Annotated in this window: 13 protein-coding genes; 5 read left to right on the top strand and 8 right to left on the bottom strand. The window is 61.6% G+C overall.

Translation table 11 applies throughout. The features are described from left to right. Window positions 1-9: 9 nt before the first annotated feature. Both AC6CIG_RS07625 and AC6CIG_RS07620 read right to left on the bottom strand, forming a co-directional pair. The gene (locus tag AC6CIG_RS07625; RefSeq protein ID WP_437412254.1) at window positions 10-837 is read right to left on the bottom strand and encodes a TolB family protein; all 828 of its coding nucleotides are present in this window, start codon (window positions 835-837) and stop codon (window positions 10-12) included. Window positions 838-839: 2 nt separating this feature from the next. Next, window positions 840-2,522 (bottom strand): NAD+ synthase, encoded by a 1,683-nt coding sequence (locus AC6CIG_RS07620; RefSeq protein WP_018095141.1) that lies wholly within the window; start codon window positions 2,520-2,522, stop codon window positions 840-842. Between the two features lie 268 nt (window positions 2,523-2,790). Here AC6CIG_RS07620 and AC6CIG_RS07615 point away from each other — a divergent pair, with 268 nt between their 5' ends. The 4 genes from AC6CIG_RS07615 (at window position 2,791) to AC6CIG_RS07600 (ending at window position 8,200) form a co-directional block, all read left to right on the top strand. Further along, on the top strand, window positions 2,791-4,710 hold the full coding sequence (locus AC6CIG_RS07615) for an LTA synthase family protein (protein WP_437407641.1): 1,920 nt from the start codon (window positions 2,791-2,793) through the stop codon (window positions 4,708-4,710). A 286-nt stretch (window positions 4,711-4,996) separates the two neighbouring features. Beyond that, window positions 4,997-5,419 carry a TadE family protein gene (locus tag AC6CIG_RS07610; RefSeq protein WP_018095143.1) on the top strand — a complete coding sequence of 141 codons (423 nt, stop codon included), beginning with the start codon at window positions 4,997-4,999 and terminating at the stop codon, window positions 5,417-5,419. 1 nt (window position 5,420) lies between these two features. Then, window positions 5,421-7,154 carry a TadG family pilus assembly protein gene (locus AC6CIG_RS07605; RefSeq protein ID WP_498322582.1) on the top strand — a complete coding sequence of 578 codons (1,734 nt, stop codon included), beginning with the start codon at window positions 5,421-5,423 and terminating at the stop codon, window positions 7,152-7,154. A 212-nt stretch (window positions 7,155-7,366) separates the two neighbouring features. Then, complete coding sequence (locus AC6CIG_RS07600) at window positions 7,367-8,200, top strand: hypothetical protein (protein ID WP_437407816.1); 834 nt, start codon at window positions 7,367-7,369, stop codon at window positions 8,198-8,200. A 31-nt stretch (window positions 8,201-8,231) separates the two neighbouring features. Here AC6CIG_RS07600 and AC6CIG_RS07595 read toward each other — a convergent pair whose 3' ends face one another. The 5 genes from AC6CIG_RS07595 to rpiA form a co-directional block, all read right to left on the bottom strand. After that, the gene (locus tag AC6CIG_RS07595; RefSeq protein WP_127711928.1) at window positions 8,232-8,627 is read right to left on the bottom strand and encodes a GFA family protein; all 396 of its coding nucleotides are present in this window, start codon (window positions 8,625-8,627) and stop codon (window positions 8,232-8,234) included. Window positions 8,628-8,761: 134 nt separating this feature from the next. After that, window positions 8,762-10,135, bottom strand: coding sequence for a class II 3-deoxy-7-phosphoheptulonate synthase (locus AC6CIG_RS07590; RefSeq protein ID WP_026168613.1), 1,374 nt, complete (start codon window positions 10,133-10,135; stop codon window positions 8,762-8,764). 232 nt (window positions 10,136-10,367) lie between these two features. After that, the gene (gene gor / locus AC6CIG_RS07585; RefSeq protein ID WP_018095147.1) at window positions 10,368-11,759 is read right to left on the bottom strand and encodes a glutathione-disulfide reductase; all 1,392 of its coding nucleotides are present in this window, start codon (window positions 11,757-11,759) and stop codon (window positions 10,368-10,370) included. Window positions 11,760-11,958: 199 nt separating this feature from the next. Continuing rightward, complete coding sequence (locus AC6CIG_RS07580; RefSeq protein WP_018095148.1) at window positions 11,959-12,501, bottom strand: DUF2059 domain-containing protein; 543 nt, start codon at window positions 12,499-12,501, stop codon at window positions 11,959-11,961. A 112-nt stretch (window positions 12,502-12,613) separates the two neighbouring features. Then, window positions 12,614-13,309 carry a ribose-5-phosphate isomerase RpiA gene (gene rpiA, locus AC6CIG_RS07575; RefSeq protein WP_437407638.1) on the bottom strand — a complete coding sequence of 232 codons (696 nt, stop codon included), beginning with the start codon at window positions 13,307-13,309 and terminating at the stop codon, window positions 12,614-12,616. Window positions 13,310-13,528: 219 nt separating this feature from the next. On the opposite strand from rpiA, the gene AC6CIG_RS07570 reads away from it, so the two are divergent. Further along, window positions 13,529-14,212: an HAD family hydrolase gene (locus AC6CIG_RS07570; protein ID WP_026168614.1), complete on the top strand. Its 684-nt coding sequence runs from the start codon at window positions 13,529-13,531 to the stop codon at window positions 14,210-14,212. Between the two features lie 33 nt (window positions 14,213-14,245). Here the strand turns inward: AC6CIG_RS07570 and AC6CIG_RS07565 are convergent, their stop codons facing one another. Beyond that, window positions 14,246-16,141 carry a L,D-transpeptidase family protein gene (locus AC6CIG_RS07565; RefSeq protein WP_127711926.1) on the bottom strand — a complete coding sequence of 632 codons (1,896 nt, stop codon included), beginning with the start codon at window positions 16,139-16,141 and terminating at the stop codon, window positions 14,246-14,248. Window positions 16,142-16,613 lie beyond the last annotated feature (472 nt).

Here is a 16,613-nt window from a genome sequence, read left to right as displayed (position 1 = left end):
CCCCGCAGGCTATTCCTCCGGCTGATAGCGTACGAAGGCAAAGGCGGTGCCCGAGGGCGACCAGTTCGGGACGTTCACCGTCCCCTGCCCGCCGAAGAGTTCCAACAGTACGCGCGCATTGCCGCCGTCCGCATCCATCAGGCGGAGGCGCACGTCGAGATCGCGCGGGTGATCGAAGACATCGCCGTCATAGGAGAGCACGAGCAGGTGCCTGCCGTCCGGCGAAGGATGCGGAAACCAGTCGCCGTAGGGGCTGTCAGTGATACGCTGTAGATCCTCGCCGTCCGGCCTCACCCGCCAGATCTGCATGCGGCCGGTACGGCTCGAATTGAAATAGATCCACTCCCCGTCCGCAGACCAGTCCGGCCCGTCATTGCGGCCCTGCCCCTGCGTCAGGCGGCGTTCCTCCCCACCTTCGACCGGAATCGTGTAGATGTCGAAGACCTGATCGCGGATTCCGCAATAGGCCAGCATGCGCCCGTCGGGCGACCAACCGTGCCAGTAGGACGGCAGGTTGCGTGTGACGAGCCGCGGCGTGCCGCCTTCTGCCGGCAGGAGATAGATTGCCGAACTGCCGAATTCCGTCTTGTCGCTGATCACGAGCGTGCTGCCGTCGGGCGAAATTCCGTGATCGTTGTTGCAGCGCCGGGCAAAGCCGGTATCGATCTCCGTGGGCTCGGAACCGTCGAAGCCAAGCCGATAAAGCCTGCCGTCGCCGTTGATGATGAGGAATTTTCCGTCGGGTGACCAGTTCGGTGCCTCGACCAGCCGCTCCGTCTGCCAGACGACGCGCGTATCGCCGGTCGCGATGTCGAAGATCTCCACCGAACTGCGCATGATTACCCCCTGTCGCGGAAGCGGTTGGTGATGGGATAACGCCGGTCGCGGCCGAAATTCTTCCTGGTGATCTTCACGCCCGGCGCCGACTGGCGGCGCTTGTATTCGGCGATGTAGAGCAGGTGCTCGATCCGGTGAACGGTTGCCTCTTCATGCCCGCGCGCGACGATCTCCTCCGTGCTCATTTCCTTCTCGACCAGGCATTCGAGAATGTCGTCGAGCACCGGATAAGGCGGCAGCGAATCCTGGTCCGTCTGGTCGGGGCGGAGTTCGGCCGACGGCGCCTTGTCGATGATGTTCTGCGGAATGACTTCGCCTGACGGACCCAGCGCTCCCGGCGGAACGGTGCCGTTTCGCCAGCGTGCCAGCGCGTAAACCTGCATCTTGTAGAGATCCTTGATCGGATTGAAGCCGCCGTTCATGTCGCCATAAAGCGTGGCGTAACCGACCGACATTTCGGATTTGTTGCCCGTCGTCACCACCATGGAGCCGAATTTGTTGGAGATCGCCATCAGGATCGTCCCGCGCGTACGGCTCTGAAGGTTTTCCTCGGTAATGCCCGCCTCGGTTCCCTCGAACGTGTCGGAGAGCGCGCTGAGGAAGCCCTCGACCGGCTCTTCGATCGCAACGATGTCGTAGCGGCAGCCGAGCGCCTTGGCGCATGCCTCGGCATCCTGCAACGACTCGCGCGAGGTGTAGCGGTAGGGCAGCATGACCGTGCGAACCCGCTCCTCGCCCAACGCATCCACCGCAAGCGCCGTGCAGATCGCCGAATCGATGCCGCCGGACAGGCCCAGGACAACGTTCCTGAAACCGTTCTTGTTGACGTAATCGCGAAAGCCCAGCATGCAAGCGCGGTAATCGGCCTCTTCGCCTTCCGGTATGCGCGACTTGAGCCCGTTGGCCGAGGTCCAGCCGTCCGCGCCCCTTTTCCATTCTGAGACGGCCACCGCCTCTTCGAATTGGCTCATCTGGAATGCCAGCGACTTGTCCGCGTTGAAGGCGAAACTCGCGCCGTCGAAAACCAGCTCGTCCTGGCCGCCGAGCTGGTTGGCATAGATCATCGGCAGACCGGTCTCGATCACCTGCCGCAGCACCACCTGATGGCGCACGTCGACCTTGCCTCGGTAGTAGGGCGAACCGTTCGGCGACAGGAGGATTTCGGCGCCACTCTCCGCGAGAGTCTCGCAGACGCCGAGATCGCCCCATATGTCCTCGCACACCGGTATGCCGATCCGCACGCCGCGAAAGTTCACCGGGCCCGGCATCTCACCCGCGTCGAAGACGCGCTTTTCGTCAAATTCGCCGTAGTTCGGCAAGTCGACCTTGTCGCGGATAGCGATGATCTTGCCAGCGTCGAGAACTGCAACCGAATTGTGCCGGAGGCCGGAGGCCTGCCGTGGAAAGCCGATGACGACGCCCGGCCCGCCATCTGCCGTCTCCGCCGCAAGCTTCTCCACCGCCTGCTCGCAGGCCTTCAGGAAAGCGGGCTTCAAGACGAGGTCTTCCGGCGGATAGCCGGAGATGAAGAGCTCGGTCAGAAGCAGGAGATCGGCGCCTTCGCGCGCCGCCGCCGTCCGCGCCTCGCGTGCTTTTGCGACGTTGCCGGCAATGTCTCCGACCGTTGGGTTGAGCTGTGCCACGGCGATCCGTAGCGTTGAGGGAGCGGCTTTCTGTGCATTCATGAGCGGGCCCGTCGTCTCTCGTCAGCGAATACATGCTTCGTTCGCGTTGTTCTTACCGCATCCGGGGGAAAAAAACCCGCACTCAATCGAGATCCGGCGGAAAAAATCCAAAAAGCTTCGTGTTTTCGGACCGTTAAGCGCAGCGCAGAAATTCTTTAGCCGCCACAGGAACCTGGCGGCGGCGGCGCCGTTTCCGCCATTCATCCCCTGTTCAAGATGACAGTCGTATGACGGTAGAGTGAAATATTTGTGAAATTGGAGACGCCCGTTGGCCCGTATCGATTCCGCCGTGAGCAGCTCTCAAGTCTACGCCGACGGGCAAGGCTCTTCCGCAAGATATACGAGAACCCTGTCGGGCGCCCGCAGTGCTCTCTTCACGCTTCTCATTGCGACGGCGCTCGTCTTCACCGTCGAATTGATCGTGCGCTGGTCCTTGCCCGACACCGTCGCCTATTTCACCGATCCCATGCGCCCGGCCTGGACCACGGTCGCCGTGTTCTTCCTCGCCATGCTCGGCGTCGATGCCCTGTTCGGCCGCGAACACAAGGCGGCGCTGCTCGTCGCGCCGCTCGCCGTTGTGCCGGCATTCATCAGTCAGCAGAAGCAGGTCTTCCTGTCCGATCCGCTCTATCCGACCGATTTCCTTTTCGGCCGGCAGATCATGGAGCTGATGCCGGTACTCGTGAAGGACAGGCCGTGGACAGCAGTCGGCGTCGTCGCCGGCTTGATCGCGGCCATCGTCGTTGGCGCGCTCCTGCTGCGGTACGCCTGGCGGAACTTTCCCAAGCTGACACGTCGGGAGCGGCTGATGCGGATCGCATTCGCCCTGCCGCTGCTGGTCGCATTCTGGAACATTATGGACTACAACCAGTTCTCGTGGATCCGTGACCGGCTTCGTGTCATCCCCATCATGTGGGACCAGACCGAGAACTACCGCCACAACGGCTTCGCGCTTGCCTTTGCCATCAACCTCCCGATGGCCAACGTAAGCGCGCCGGCCGGCTATATGGCGGACGCGATCGACCGGATTCCGGTAAAGTCGCTTCCCGCCGGCACGACCCATCGCGGCAAACCGGATGTGATCGTGCTGATGAGCGAGTCCTTTTGGGATCCTACGCGCCTGCCCAAGGTGAAGCTCACGCCCGATCCCATGCCGACGATCCGTGAACTGCAGGGCGGCAACGTCTTTTCTCCGGAGTTCGGCGGCATGACCGCCAATGTCGAATTCGAAGCGCTGACCGGTTTTTCCAACGCGTTCCTGCCCTATGGCAGCATCCCCTACCAGCAATATATCCGCAATCCGATTCCCTCACTCGCCACCTTCTTCCGCGGCGAAGGCTATGTTTCGCGCGCCATTCACCCTTTCCAGGGATGGTTCTGGAACCGCACAGCCGTCTACAAGGCCTTCGGTTTCGACATGTTCCGGTCGGAAGAGAACATGCCGGCCATGCAGAAGCGCGGCATCTTTGCGTCGGACGAGTCTTTGACGAAGGAAATCATCCGCCAGGCGGACGAGGTGGAGGACCCTTTCTTCTTTTTCGCGGTGACCCTGCAGGGCCATGGTCCCTATGAGGCCAACCGCTATGCGAAGAACACGATCAAGGTCGAGGGCGATCTTCCCGAAGCCGACCGCCAGGTGCTCGCCACCTATGCGCAAGGCGTCAAGGAAGCCGACGACAGCCTCAAGATGCTGATGGACTGGGCGAAAGAGCGCGACCGGGAGACGATCATCGTTCTCTTCGGCGACCACCTTCCGCCGCTGAACACCGTCTATTCCAGCACCGGTTACATGAAGGGCATCACGGCCGAGCGCAAGGGACCGAAGGATCAGATGAAGGCCGAGCATGAGACGCCGCTCGTCGTCTGGTCGAACAAGACGGGGCCGAAGAAGAACATCGGCACGATCAGCCCGGCCTTCCTTTCCTACCAGATCCTGAAACAGGCGGGCTACGAGCATCCCTACTACACGGGGTTCCTCGGCAAGGTCTACGACCACTACCGTGTCCTCGACCGTTACATGCTGATCCGCAAGAACGGCAAGGACGTCGCCGACTGGCTGCGCCAGCCGAAGGTGCCCGCATCGCTGCGTGACTACCGCTTCCTGCAGCACGACATGATGTTCGGCAAGCGCTACAGCACCGAGCGCTTCTTCAAGTCTCACGCCGAGCTTTATAGCGCTGGTTTGTGAACGGACCCGGCCCGGACGGCCAATCCCCTCCCGGAATCAACAAGCGTTCACTGCTTTCGACAAGCAGTGAAACGCTTCTTGATTCCAAGCGAACCGCGTCCCCGCAGGGAAATGTGGCAGACTCCACCGATTTCAATTAAAACGCGAATAAATATTTCCTAAATTGCAGTTTTCCACAAGCAAAAACAAATACTTGCAGGTGTATAGAATAATTAACGATTGTGGCGCAGCCTGAAGCTGCAGAGACAATGGGAAACAAATACTCATAATACTTTGGAGATGCCGCATGTCCGTTTTCAACCGCCTGCTCGCCAGTCGGAAGGGTGCTGCCGCCATTGAATTCGCAGTCATTGCGCCGCTTTTCTTCATGTGCGTGCTGACGCTGATAGCCTACGGGATCTATCTGAGCGCCGCACATTCCATCCAGCAGATAGCCGCGGATGCGGCACGGACGGCGATTGCGGGCCTCTCCGAAGAAGAGCGGGAGCGCCTTGCGACCGATTACATCCGGCGCACGACGATGAGCCAGACCTTCATCGACTCCTCCCGCATGAACGTCACCGTCCGCGATGATGCCAACAATACCAACCAGTTCACCGTCACCATCTCCTATGACGCAAGCGACCTCCCCATCTGGAAGCTCTTCACCTTTGCCCTGCCGGGTGAGCAGATCGAGCGTTACGCGACGATACGTGTGGGAGGCATCTGAGATGCAAGGAGCGACATCCGCCGTCCGGCGATACCTGAAGTCCCGCACCGGCAATATTGGCGTCTCGGCGGCCCTCGTCATGCCGCTGGTGGTCGCGTCGATGGGGCTCGGCATCGATTACGGCTATCTCACCCTTCAGCGGCGCGAGCTGCAGTCTGTCGCGGACCTCGCCTCGATCGCGGCCGCGGCCAATGTAAGTTCAGCCGAAGAGGCCGTGCTCGCCCACTTCCGGAGCAACGGTCTCGGCTTCGCCGTCTCGACTCCCTCGGGGCTGATGACTGTGGACGGCAAACTCCTGCCGAACGACGTCGAAACCGCCGCAAAGGGGGTGGCTACGGTCGTGCGCGGGCGCTATGTCCCCGACCCGACGATCGATGCCGGCCAACGGTTCATCAGGGGGGCCCTGCCCGCCGACGCCGTCCAGGTTACGCTTGAGAAGAAGGGCGACATCTATCTCGTGGCGCTGTTCAGCGAGTCGCCAGATTTGAGCGTGATCGGCACCGCGGCGAGTTCGAAAATCGCTGCCTTCTCCGTCGGCTCCCGCCTTGCCAGCCTCAATGGGGGCCTCTTGAACGCGATCCTCGGCCAGATGCTCGGCACCAACGTGGCGCTGAAGGTCATGGATTACGAGGCATTGATCGACGCCGACATCGATATCCAGCCATTCCTCAAGATCATAGCCACCCGCCTCAGTCTCACGGCCGCTTCCTATGAAGACGTGCTGACGACGGAACTGACGATGCCGCAACTGCTCGGATCGCTGCGGCTCGTGCAGGGGCTCTCCGGAACGGTGACTTCGGCGCTCAAGTCCGTCGAACTCGCAACAGCCGGGAACAGGCAGACATTCACTTTGGCGCAGATCCTCAACATCGACCCGAAAAATCGCCTCGGCATAGATGCGGGCTCGGACTGGGCGATGAAAGTCAGTGCGTTGCAAATCGTCTCTGCCGCTGCGGTGATTGCCAACGGCGAACAGCAGATCGCTCTCGACGCCGTTGCGGGTCTGCCAGGTATTGCCTCGGTAAAGGTCAGGCTCGCGATCGGCGAACCGCCCGTGGAAACGCCGAGCCATCGCCTTGGTTCACCAGGCGCGGCAGTAAGAACGGCACAGACGCGCCTCGCTGTCGAAGTCGTCATCGACGGTCTCGCGGCTCTCGCCGGAACCCGCATTCGGCTGCCGATCTATGTCGAACTCGCCCATGCGGAAGCAAAGCTTTCGGACATCCGTTGCTATGGCGGAAGGCCGGAGAATGCGGCGGTGATCATAGATGCGGTTCCCGGCGTGGCGGAGATCGCCCTCGGCGATGTCGATCCCACCGTCCTGTCGAGCTTTTCGTCCGATGCCCGGGTGACCCGGGCGCGGCTCCTCGACGGTCTGATCAAGATCGACGGCATCGCCCATGTCGAGTCCAAGAACCTGCAACCCTCTCGCCTGACATTCAGCCCCACCGAGGTTGCCTCGCGGACGATCAAGAGCGTCTCGACCAGGGATATTCTCTCTTCGACGACCAAGACCCTGCTCGGCAATCTCGACGCCCAGATCAATGTGGGCGGTCTCCTCTCGATCGGAAGTCCGACTTTATTGCAGCAGGCCCTGGCGCAAACACTCGGCGCCGTGACCGCACCCGTCGATCAATTGCTCTACAATCTACTGCTCCTGGTCGGCGTGCGCGTCGGCGAGGCCGACGTGCGCGTCACCGGCGTCACATGCCAACGGCCCGTTCTTGTTCAGTAAAGCGCTCGCACACGTGCAGATTTCAATTTCGTGTGAAACAAAACGCAGGCCTTGCGCATTGATGATTACGCGTGAATGGTAAATGTGGGGCGAAGGGACCATTGCAGTGCCCCCAGCGCAGGAGTGGGGGGCGCGCGCAGCAGATGCAGCGGGTCGCGGAGAAGGGCAGCTCTGAGCAGCAGGTACCAACCGGCTTGACGGTTAGCGACTTGGTGCAAAATCCAAATTTCCCGCAAATATTGCAGGCAGGCGCGCGAACGCTGATCGCCGTCAACGACCTCTTCCCGCGCGTTGCGCGTCTGGTGGCGTCACACCAGAAGTGGATGCTGACCCAAGCGGCCTATTCCCTGCATCTGGAACGGGATGCCAACAACCCGGAATCAGGCATCACTGCCGCGCGGTTGCTCAAGTTCATGCGGGATACCGGGGGCGCCAGCCGCAATACGGCCGCCGCATTCCTGGCGGAACTGGTCGCTTACAAGCTGCTTCAGCCGGCATCGGGCGGACGTACCAAGAGAGCGCGCCCTCTCGAGCCGACCGAGGTCAGCGAGACCGCGATGCGACTCTGGTTCAAGAGTCAGATGAGCACGATCGATCTCCTCGACGGCGGAACCAGAGTCTCACGCGTCGAAGCGGACAAATCGATTTTCGAACGCGCCCAGCCGCTGGCGGCACGGCGCCTCCTCTCCGACAACAGATGGACGACGCCGCCGAAGGGTGTCGCCATCTTTGTCTGGTCCGAATCGGGCGGCGTGATCCTCGACGATCTCATGACGCGCGTCTCCGAATTCGCGCCGATGGACGGCAAGGTATGGGTCGATGTCAGCCTGGCGAAACTTGCCGAGCACTACCTGATATCGAATACCCATGTCCGCCGGATATTCGCCAGGGCCGACGCAGCCGGGTTCCTTGGAAAATCCGAGGATGGACGACGCGGACGGTTCTGGCTGAGCGCACGGCTGATCGAGGAATATGTCTCCTGGCAGGCGGTCAAGATCGAGGCTTTGGCCAGCGCCTATGATCAAGCCTCCGATTGGGCTGCTTGACTGCCCAGCATTCGCTGCACGCCTTATGCCGCTACGGCCGCGATTCTGGAAAGCGCGGCAGGTCGTCGCTGATATCGTAATAGCTCCCCTTGTCCGCGCAAAAGATGTGATAGCCGGGCTCGAGCGCCACCGCACCCTCGAACGTTCCGGCGAGAATGGACGTGTAGTCCAATCCATCCGCCTTCCAGAACAGGGCCGATCCGCAATGCCGGCAGAAACCGCGTCGCGCCTCATCGCTGGAACGGTACCAGGTCACGTTCTCGACGCCTTCCACTTCCATTTCACTGTCGAGCACATTTGTGGCCGCATAGTAGAGCCCGGTTTGCTTTCGGCATTGAGAGCAATGGCAGAAAATCAGTTCGCGAAGCTTTCCGCGCGTCTTGAAACGTACAGCGCCGCAAAGGCAACCGCCCTCGTGTATTTCCATCGTCTGCCCCCTTCGAACCTGTGCACTTCAACACATAAAAGCCGGGCAAGCTTTCAAGCTGGCCCGGCCAAAGTCAAATTCAGAGAATGCGCCACAGGTTCAGAAATATTGAACCGATGGCTTTATCGAAGCGATCAGCCGTTGACGACCATCTTCTTCTCGTCGCGGCCGCCCTTCATCCGCTCGGCGAGCAGGAAGGCCAGCTCAAGTGCCTGATCGGCATTGAGGCGCGGATCGCAATGGGTGTGGTAGCGGTCGGCAAGGTCGTCGCCGGAAAGCGCACGTGCGCCGCCGGTGCACTCCGTGACGTCGTTGCCGGTCATCTCGATATGGATGCCGCCCGGATGCGAGCCTTCGGCGCGGTGAATCTGGAAGAAGCTCTCGACTTCGGACAGAATCCGCTCGAACGGCCGGGTCTTGTAATTGTTGAGCGTGATCGTGTTGCCATGCATCGGATCGCAGGACCACACCACCTTCTTGCCCTCCCGCTCGACGGCTCGGATGAGGCGCGGCAGATGCTCGGCGACCTTGTCGTGGCCGAAGCGGCAGATCAGCGTGAGACGTCCCGCCTCGTTGGCGGGATTGAGGACGTCGATCAATTCGAGAAGGCCGTCCGCGGTCAGCGACGGGCCGCACTTCAGGCCAAGCGGATTCTTGATGCCGCGGCAATATTCGATATGGGCGTGGTCGGGCTGGCGCGTACGATCGCCGATCCAGATCATATGGCCGGACGTCGCGTACCAGTCGCCCGAGGTCGAATCGACGCGCGTGAGCGCCTGCTCGTAACCGAGCAGCAGAGCTTCGTGGCTGGTGAAGAAATCCGTTTCACGCAGGCTCGGATGGTTTTCAGCGGTGATACCGATCGCCTTCATGAAATCCATCGTCTCGGAGATCCGGTCGGCGAGCTTGCGGTACCGCTCTGCCTGAGGGCTGTCCTTGACGAAACCGAGCATCCACTGATGGACGTTCTCGAGATTGGCGTAACCGCCCATGGCGAAGGCGCGCAGCAGGTTCAGCGTGGCCGCGGACTGGCGATAGGCCATGACCTGCCGCTCCGGATTGGGCACGCGTGCCTCCTCCGTGAACTCTATGCCGTTGATGATGTCGCCGCGGTAGCTCGGCAGCGTCACATCGCCCTGTTTCTCGATGCCCGACGAGCGCGGCTTGGCGAACTGGCCGGCGATGCGGCCCACCTTGACGACCGGCTGCTGCGCACCGAAGGTCAGGACGACGGCCATCTGCAGAAAGGCGCGGAAGAAATCGCGGATCGTATCGGCGCCATGCTCGGCGAAGCTCTCGGCGCAGTCGCCCCCTTGCAACAGGAAGCCGCGGCCCTCGGCAACATTGGCAAGCGCGCTCTTGAGACGGCGCGCCTCTCCCGCGAAGACAAGCGGCGGATACTTGGCAAGACGCGCCTCCACGCTATCGAGCGCTGCGAGGTCCGGATAGTCCGGCACCTGCTGAATGGGTTTTTGCCGCCAGCTGTTCGGAGTCCAAGTCTGTGCCATTTCCATCACCTGTTGTCTGACGCGGATCGGCCCGCGTCGCGCCCTGCGGCCGTCACGCCGCCCGGCATCCGGATTTGCATGCGTCCGCGTCGGCAGCCCCGCCGATACCTGCGATCTGCCACAACGCCCGGGCGGACTACTTTCGCGGATGCGGGCTTATAAACGTTAACAGGGGGCTTGGAAAGCCATCCTACCAGAAAACGTGGACTGTCACGATGACGGCGGGCGAGGCTCAGCCGACCCTCTCCCCGTTCCTCACGCGATAGCTCGGCTGATACATCGTGACGAGCTCTTCCGCCGCCGTCGGGTGAACCGCCATCGTCCGGTCGAAATCGTCCTTCGTGCAGCCGGCCTTCAGCGAAATTCCCAACAACTGCGCCATCTCGCCGGCATCATGGCCGAGAATATGCGCCCCGACGACCTTGCGGTCAGAGGCATTGACGACGAGCTTCATGATCGTCTTCTCCTTACGGCCGGAGAGCGTCGCTTTCATCGGCCGGAACTCGGCGCGATAGACCTCGATCTCTTGGAATTTCCGGGCCGCTTCCTCTTCCGTGATCCCGACCGTGCCGATCTCGGGTTGCGAGAAGACGGCGGTCGCGATCAGGTCGTGGTCCGGCGAGGTCGGATTGTTCTTGTATTCCGTCTCGATGAAGCACATGGCCTCGTGGATCGCCACCGGGGTCAGCTGCACGCGATCGGTCACATCGCCGAGTGCGTAGATCCCCGGCGTGCTCGTGCGCGAAAAGGCGTCGACGATGATTGCACCGAGCTCATTGGTCCTGACGCCGGCCGCCTCAAGCCCGAGACCCTTCGTGTTCGGCACACGCCCGAGCGCCAGCATCACCTGGTCGGCGACGATCTCACCATGTTTCATCGTCGTTGCCACACGCCGTCCGTCCGCATCCGCCGAGACCGACTGGATGATGTCCTCGCAAAGGATGCGGATTCCCTTCTCCTCCATGGCTGCGTGCAGACCACGCCGCATGTCCTGATCGAAGCGGGACAGAATTTCCTTCCCGCGGTAGATCAGCGTCGTTTTCACGCCCAGCCCGTGGAAGATATTGGCGAATTCCACCGCGATGTAGCCGCCGCCGGCAATGAGGATCGATTCCGGCAGCGCCGGAAGATCGAAGGCTTCGTTGGAGGTGATGCACAGTTCATGGCCCGGCAGCGCGTCATGCGGACTCGGATGCCCCCCGACCGCGATAACGATGCGCTCCGCCGTGACGGTCTTGCCGCTAGCAAGCAGCTTCACTGTGTTCGGACCGGCGAGCTCGGCGCGCGTATCCAGGATCTCGGCCCCGGCATTCGCCAGGCCCTTACGGTAAAGACCCTCCAGCCGGGCGATTTCCTGTTCTTTCGCGGCAACGAGCTTGGCCCAATCGAAACGGCTCTCGCCGACGACCCAGCCGAATCCCGCGGCATCTTCGAAATGTTCCGCAAACTGCGAGGCATAGACATAGAGCTTCTTCGGTACACAGCCGCGGATGACGCACGTCCCGCCGTACCGGAACTCCTCGGCGATCGCCACCTTCTTGCCGAGCGCCGCAGCCAGCCGCCCGCTTCTCACTCCGCCCGAACCGCCGCCGATCACGAAGAGGTCATAGTCGAAAGCGCTCATGGGAACTCCTGCAGGAAGTGAAATGTCGAATAGGCCGTCGGCCGGGGGACGTCGGGCTGGAAAGCGCACACGGAGTCGCCTTCGCCCCTGATATAGTATTGCGGCGCAAAAAAAGAAAAGCCCGGATCGCTCCGGGCTCCTGTCTTGCGGTTAAACTCGTGCCGTCAGGCGGCGGCAAGACCGCCGGTTCGACCGGTCGTTATTGCGCAGGCGCCGTGGCGCCGGCATTTGCCGCCGGCGCATTGCCGATCTTCTCATCGAGCGACTTCGTCGCTTCGCTGGTCAGGTCGCGCGAAACGCCGGCAGCCCAGATGTCGGCAGCCTTCAGCATCTCACGCGAGGCGATCGGGCCGTCGTTCAGAAGCTTCTTGCCCGCGGTCGAGTTGTAGAAGTCGGCGATGGCGTTCAGCTCTTCGACGGTGAAGGTCTTCGCGTAGATGGTGGCGGCTTCGCGCTCCAGATCCGAACGCCGCCCGGCGAGGCTGAGCGCCTTCTCGTCCACGGTCGCGGTGATCAGTTCCTGATGGTTCGGCGATGCCTGAATGAGCGTGTTCTTCAGGCGTTCGGCGAGGTTCGGCAGAATGTTGTCGAAGCTGTTGGTCACGCCGAGCGCGGCGATCGTCGCACGCGCAGCCTTGATCTGATCTTCCGTCACGTCCTGCGCCCGTACCGCCGGAACCGCAACCGAAACGAGGATCGCAGCAGTAGCGAAAGTGCGGGCAAGACCTGCGAATTTGTTCATATTTTTCCATGCTCCTGTGTTGGCACGTGCCGCCCGGCCGATAGCCGCCGCCTGGCTGACCTGTGCAAAAGTCTGTCTCTCGATACGCCCCGCGCCGCTCGGCCGGAGCCGTTCAAGAGGCCGTAAGCGTGCGCGCTCCCTCAGGACCGGCAATGATCGCCATCGACGCCATTTCTATGAAAAGCCCGTGCTCGACGACGCCCGGGATGGCGTTCAGCTCCACCGCGAGCGCATCTGCATCAGGAATACGGCCAAAAGATGCATCGAGAATGAGGTGTCCGCCATCGGTCGTGAAGGCTCCGTCGCCGGAGGATCGCACGACGATATCTCCTGCCAGCCCCAGACGCGAAGCGGTCTTTTCGATCGCGAGCCTCGTGGCGACCTGGCCGAAAGAATTGATCTCGATCGGCAGTTTGAAAGCGCCGAGCACGTCCACGACCTTCGATTCGTCGGCGATGACGATCATCCGCGCCGAGGCGCTCGCGACGATCTTCTCGCGCAGCAACGCGCCACCGCCGCCCTTGATGAGGCGTAGCTTTCCGTCGACCTCGTCGGCCCCGTCGATCGTCAGGTCCAGTTCCGGCAGTTCGTCGAGCGACTTCAGAGGCACACCGAGCTCGAGGCAGAGGCGCGCCGTCCGCTCGGACGTCGGGACGCCGCAGATCTGAAAGCCGGCTGCCACTTTCTCGGCCAGCAATCGGACGAATTCTTCAGCTGTCGAGCCTGTGCCTATTCCAAGCCGCATGCCGTTTTCGACATGTTCAAGCGCCGCTTCGGCGGCCTTGATCTTCATTTGGCGGGCGTCCATGCGCCACTCGCTCCCTCTCGATCCACGTCAGGCGGGGGCGTCGCCCTCGGCCGCCACCGTCCAATTCCGCTGAGACACTTACACGCCCGCCGCGGCAAACAAAAGTCAAAATGCACGGCCTGAACCGGATTCCGGCAGCGCTACGACCTAGGTCGCCATTGCATTCCACGCCGACTTCGCCTACCCGGTCGGACAAGGTTTTGCAGAACGAGGTTGCCGGTGTCCCTGCCCCTAGTCGTCTTCGATCTCGACGGTACGCTCGTCGACACAGCGCCCGATCTCGTCGCCAGCTTGAACCATGCGGTGACGCAAGCCGGTATCGAGCCGGTGACCTATGCGGACCTCACGCATCTGGTCGGCCACGGCGCACGGGCCATGATCGAGCGGACTTTCGCGCTTCGCGGCAGAACGATTGCCGAAGAAGAACTGTCCTGGCAGATGAAAGAGTTCGTCGATTTTTATCACGGATCGATGCCGGGTGAATCCCTGCCCTATCCGGGGCTGGTCGAAGCGCTCGACCGCCTGCAGGATGCGGGGCTGAAACTCGCCGTCTGCACCAACAAGCCGGAAATGCTGGCAAAGCGTCTTTTGGAGGGGTTGGGGCTACTTGGCCGCTTTGCGGCGATATCCGGCGGCGATACCTTCACCGTGCGCAAACCGCATGCCGACCACCTGCTGTCGACGGTCTCGAATGCCGGTGGGGTGGCCGAACGGGCGGTCATGGTCGGCGACAGTCTCAACGACGTTCTCGTCGCCCGAAATGCCTCCGTTCCGTCGATCGTCGTGCCCTTCGGCTATTCAGACGTGCCGATAGAAAGCCTTCTGCCCGATCAGATCATCGGGCACTTCGACGAATTGACACCGAATCTGGTCGAGACCGTGCTCTCCCGCAAGCCGAAGTGAAAGGGGCCGCTCGTCTAACGCGGCCCACTCTCCTCATCCTTCCAAACTCCGCGCCTTGCGCGTCGCCTCGAATGCGCGATTCATATACATGTCGCGATCGTAGACGTCGTGGAAATACTCGACGGTTCCGTCCTTGTTCGGCCAGGCGGTAAAATAGGAAACATAGACCGGGACTTTGGCGGATACCGGCAGCGCCTTGTTGCGGCCGCCTGATATTTCCATGCCGACCTCTTCGACACTCACGCCCAGAACCGCCGCCGCCATGCGCCGGGGATCGGCGAGACGCACGCAGCCATGGCTGAGCGCCCGCTGATCACGCTTGAAGAAGCTCTTCGACGGCGTGTCGTGCATGTAGATCGCATGCGCATTGGGGAAGAGGATCTTCAGTTCGCCAAGCGCATTGTCGCTGCTCGGCGGCTGACGCACGGCGACCGAGTTCGTCGATCCGTACCAGTTCACCGCGGTGGAAGGAACAACGCGGCCACCGACTTCCACCTGATAACCCATCCGATCCAGATAGCCCGGATCGTTTCTAAGCTTCGGCAGCATCTCGTTGACGATGATCGACTGCGGCACGCCCCAATACGGATTTACTTCGACCGTCTGGATTTCGTCCTGGAAGAAATATGTTTGGTTGGCCTTGGAACCGACGACAACGCGCATGGAGAACTGCTCGGTGCCCTGTTCCGTGTAGGACGCGGTGAAGGCCGGCTGGTTGATGAAGACATAGCGGTCGCCAAGCCCATCCGGCAACCAGCGCGCCTGCTCCATCGCGATTTCGACCTTGTCTATCTTCCCTTCGGTCGTATCGCCGCCGGTGAGCGCGCGTATCGACGCCTGCCCGACAATGCCATCCGCCTTCAGACCGTGTTCCTTCTGGAAGGCCTCAACGACCGGCACCAGCTCGGGCGTGTAGTCCGGCGTCCCGTCATAGGCCGCGAGCACGACCGCATGCTCCGTCTTCAACGCTTCCGAGGCTTTCAACTTGATTCCGGCGATGACATTCGCGAGTTCCGGATTGCTTTCGCCGGGCTTCAGCAACGTCCCCGGTGCGATCTCCACCCGGGGCACAGCTTCGACCTGCGTCCGAAGCCGCTCGAGTTCCTGCCTCAATGCCGTAAACTGTGCGCTTTTCGGATTTTGACTTTCGACAAGCGCCGCGACATCACTGCTTGTCTCGACCTTCTCCAGAAAGCCAAGAAGATCGACGTTTTTCCGCTTGAAGTCGTGATAGCCGGATATCCTGTTCGGATCGATACGACCGCGCACGGTGTCCTGGACATAGGTGAGCACGGCCGCGGACATCGCGATTTCGAAGCGCACCAAATCCTTCTCGCGGGCGATCATGTCGCCGCGGTCGAAATCTTCCGGAGGAATGACGACGGCGTAGTCGAGCGGGTCGAGACCGACCTTCGCAGCGTCGGACAGGACGGCCAGCGCCGCCTTGGCACGGCCGTTGACGCCCGTCCCCTCGATCCACAGGAATTCCGTCCTCGTGCCGTAGAAATTCTCGACAGCTTTTGCCACCTCGCCAGGCGCGCGCACATCGATTTCCGGAAGAAACTGGCGCGCATCGGATAGCGGCGAGCGCAGCATCGGCGGCAGGGCTCCGTTCAGGACCGAACCGGTAACGACAGGATCGACCATACGATCCGTCGCGATCCGGCGCAGCGGGTCCGCCTTATAGGTATAATAGCGCGGGCCGGTGATGCGCGGAGGCTTCGCCGCCTTCTGATCAAGCCGCTGCGGCGCGAACATGTCCACGCCCGGAACCTGCTGGCGAGGCTGCACCTGCTCCTGCGCATCGCGCTTCTTGCCTCCGCGGATGAAGTCCATGAAGGTGATTGCAGACGCCGGCTGCACATCCATGGTTGCAACCGCACAGCCGCTCATGAGCGCGACAATCGCTGCCGACTTGATAGTTCTCATAGATACAAACGTCCCCGTATTGCGTCGCCGCCGAATGCAGTCGCCGCCAGATTCTCGCCACGCCCTCGTGCTCCGAGAGTTATAGAAAAGGATGGTGAATGAAAAGGAAACGAAGCCTCCCGAATCCGCGCCCCGCCTATCGCCGCGTCCCGTTTTCAGCCATGACCCTTCGCCTAAAAATCTGATTTGCATCCACTTTGAACGCCGGAGCGCCATGCCGATGTTCCCTGCGACACAGGCAAGATGCGCAACGGAAGATTGCGGATGTGACGGAAAGGACACATCGTGCCGGCCGGAAACCCTTGTGAGCAAAGCCTGATCGTGGCTTGCCGCTCGGCGGCAATTCAAACGATTGTAGGGGTTCCATGCTCCCGCGGCCCCTTTACAAGGCGTCATGGCCGAGGCAGAGAAATGCCAGGCAGCGGGGAGCAAGATCGGCTTTGGACCCGGTTCCCCGCCTCGGCTTCATGAA

This window comes from Sinorhizobium sp. GQ132 (assembly GCF_059758575.1).
The sequence above is the reverse complement of the archived record's forward strand: the minus strand, read 5'-3'. Positions and strand labels throughout refer to the sequence as shown.

What these genes read in the sequence shown, in the direction of transcription:
- AC6CIG_RS07625 (WP_437412254.1), bottom strand. Translation starts at nt 837, where the DNA reads ATGCGCAGTTCGGTGGAGATCTTCGACATCGCGACCGGCGATACGCGC.
- AC6CIG_RS07620 (WP_018095141.1), bottom strand. Translation starts at nt 2,522, where the DNA reads ATGAATGCACAGAAAGCCGCTCCCTCAACGCTACGGATCGCCGTGGCA.
- AC6CIG_RS07610 (WP_018095143.1), top strand. Translation starts at nt 4,997, where the DNA reads ATGTCCGTTTTCAACCGCCTGCTCGCCAGTCGGAAGGGTGCTGCCGCC.
- AC6CIG_RS07605 (WP_498322582.1), top strand. Translation starts at nt 5,421, where the DNA reads ATGCAAGGAGCGACATCCGCCGTCCGGCGATACCTGAAGTCCCGCACC.
- AC6CIG_RS07595 (WP_127711928.1), bottom strand. Translation starts at nt 8,627, where the DNA reads ATGGAAATACACGAGGGCGGTTGCCTTTGCGGCGCTGTACGTTTCAAG.
- AC6CIG_RS07590 (WP_026168613.1), bottom strand. Translation starts at nt 10,135, where the DNA reads ATGGCACAGACTTGGACTCCGAACAGCTGGCGGCAAAAACCCATTCAG.
- gor (WP_018095147.1), bottom strand. Translation starts at nt 11,759, where the DNA reads ATGAGCGCTTTCGACTATGACCTCTTCGTGATCGGCGGCGGTTCGGGC.
- AC6CIG_RS07580 (WP_018095148.1), bottom strand. Translation starts at nt 12,501, where the DNA reads ATGAACAAATTCGCAGGTCTTGCCCGCACTTTCGCTACTGCTGCGATC.
- rpiA (WP_437407638.1), bottom strand. Translation starts at nt 13,309, where the DNA reads ATGGACGCCCGCCAAATGAAGATCAAGGCCGCCGAAGCGGCGCTTGAA.
- AC6CIG_RS07565 (WP_127711926.1), bottom strand. Translation starts at nt 16,141, where the DNA reads ATGAGAACTATCAAGTCGGCAGCGATTGTCGCGCTCATGAGCGGCTGT.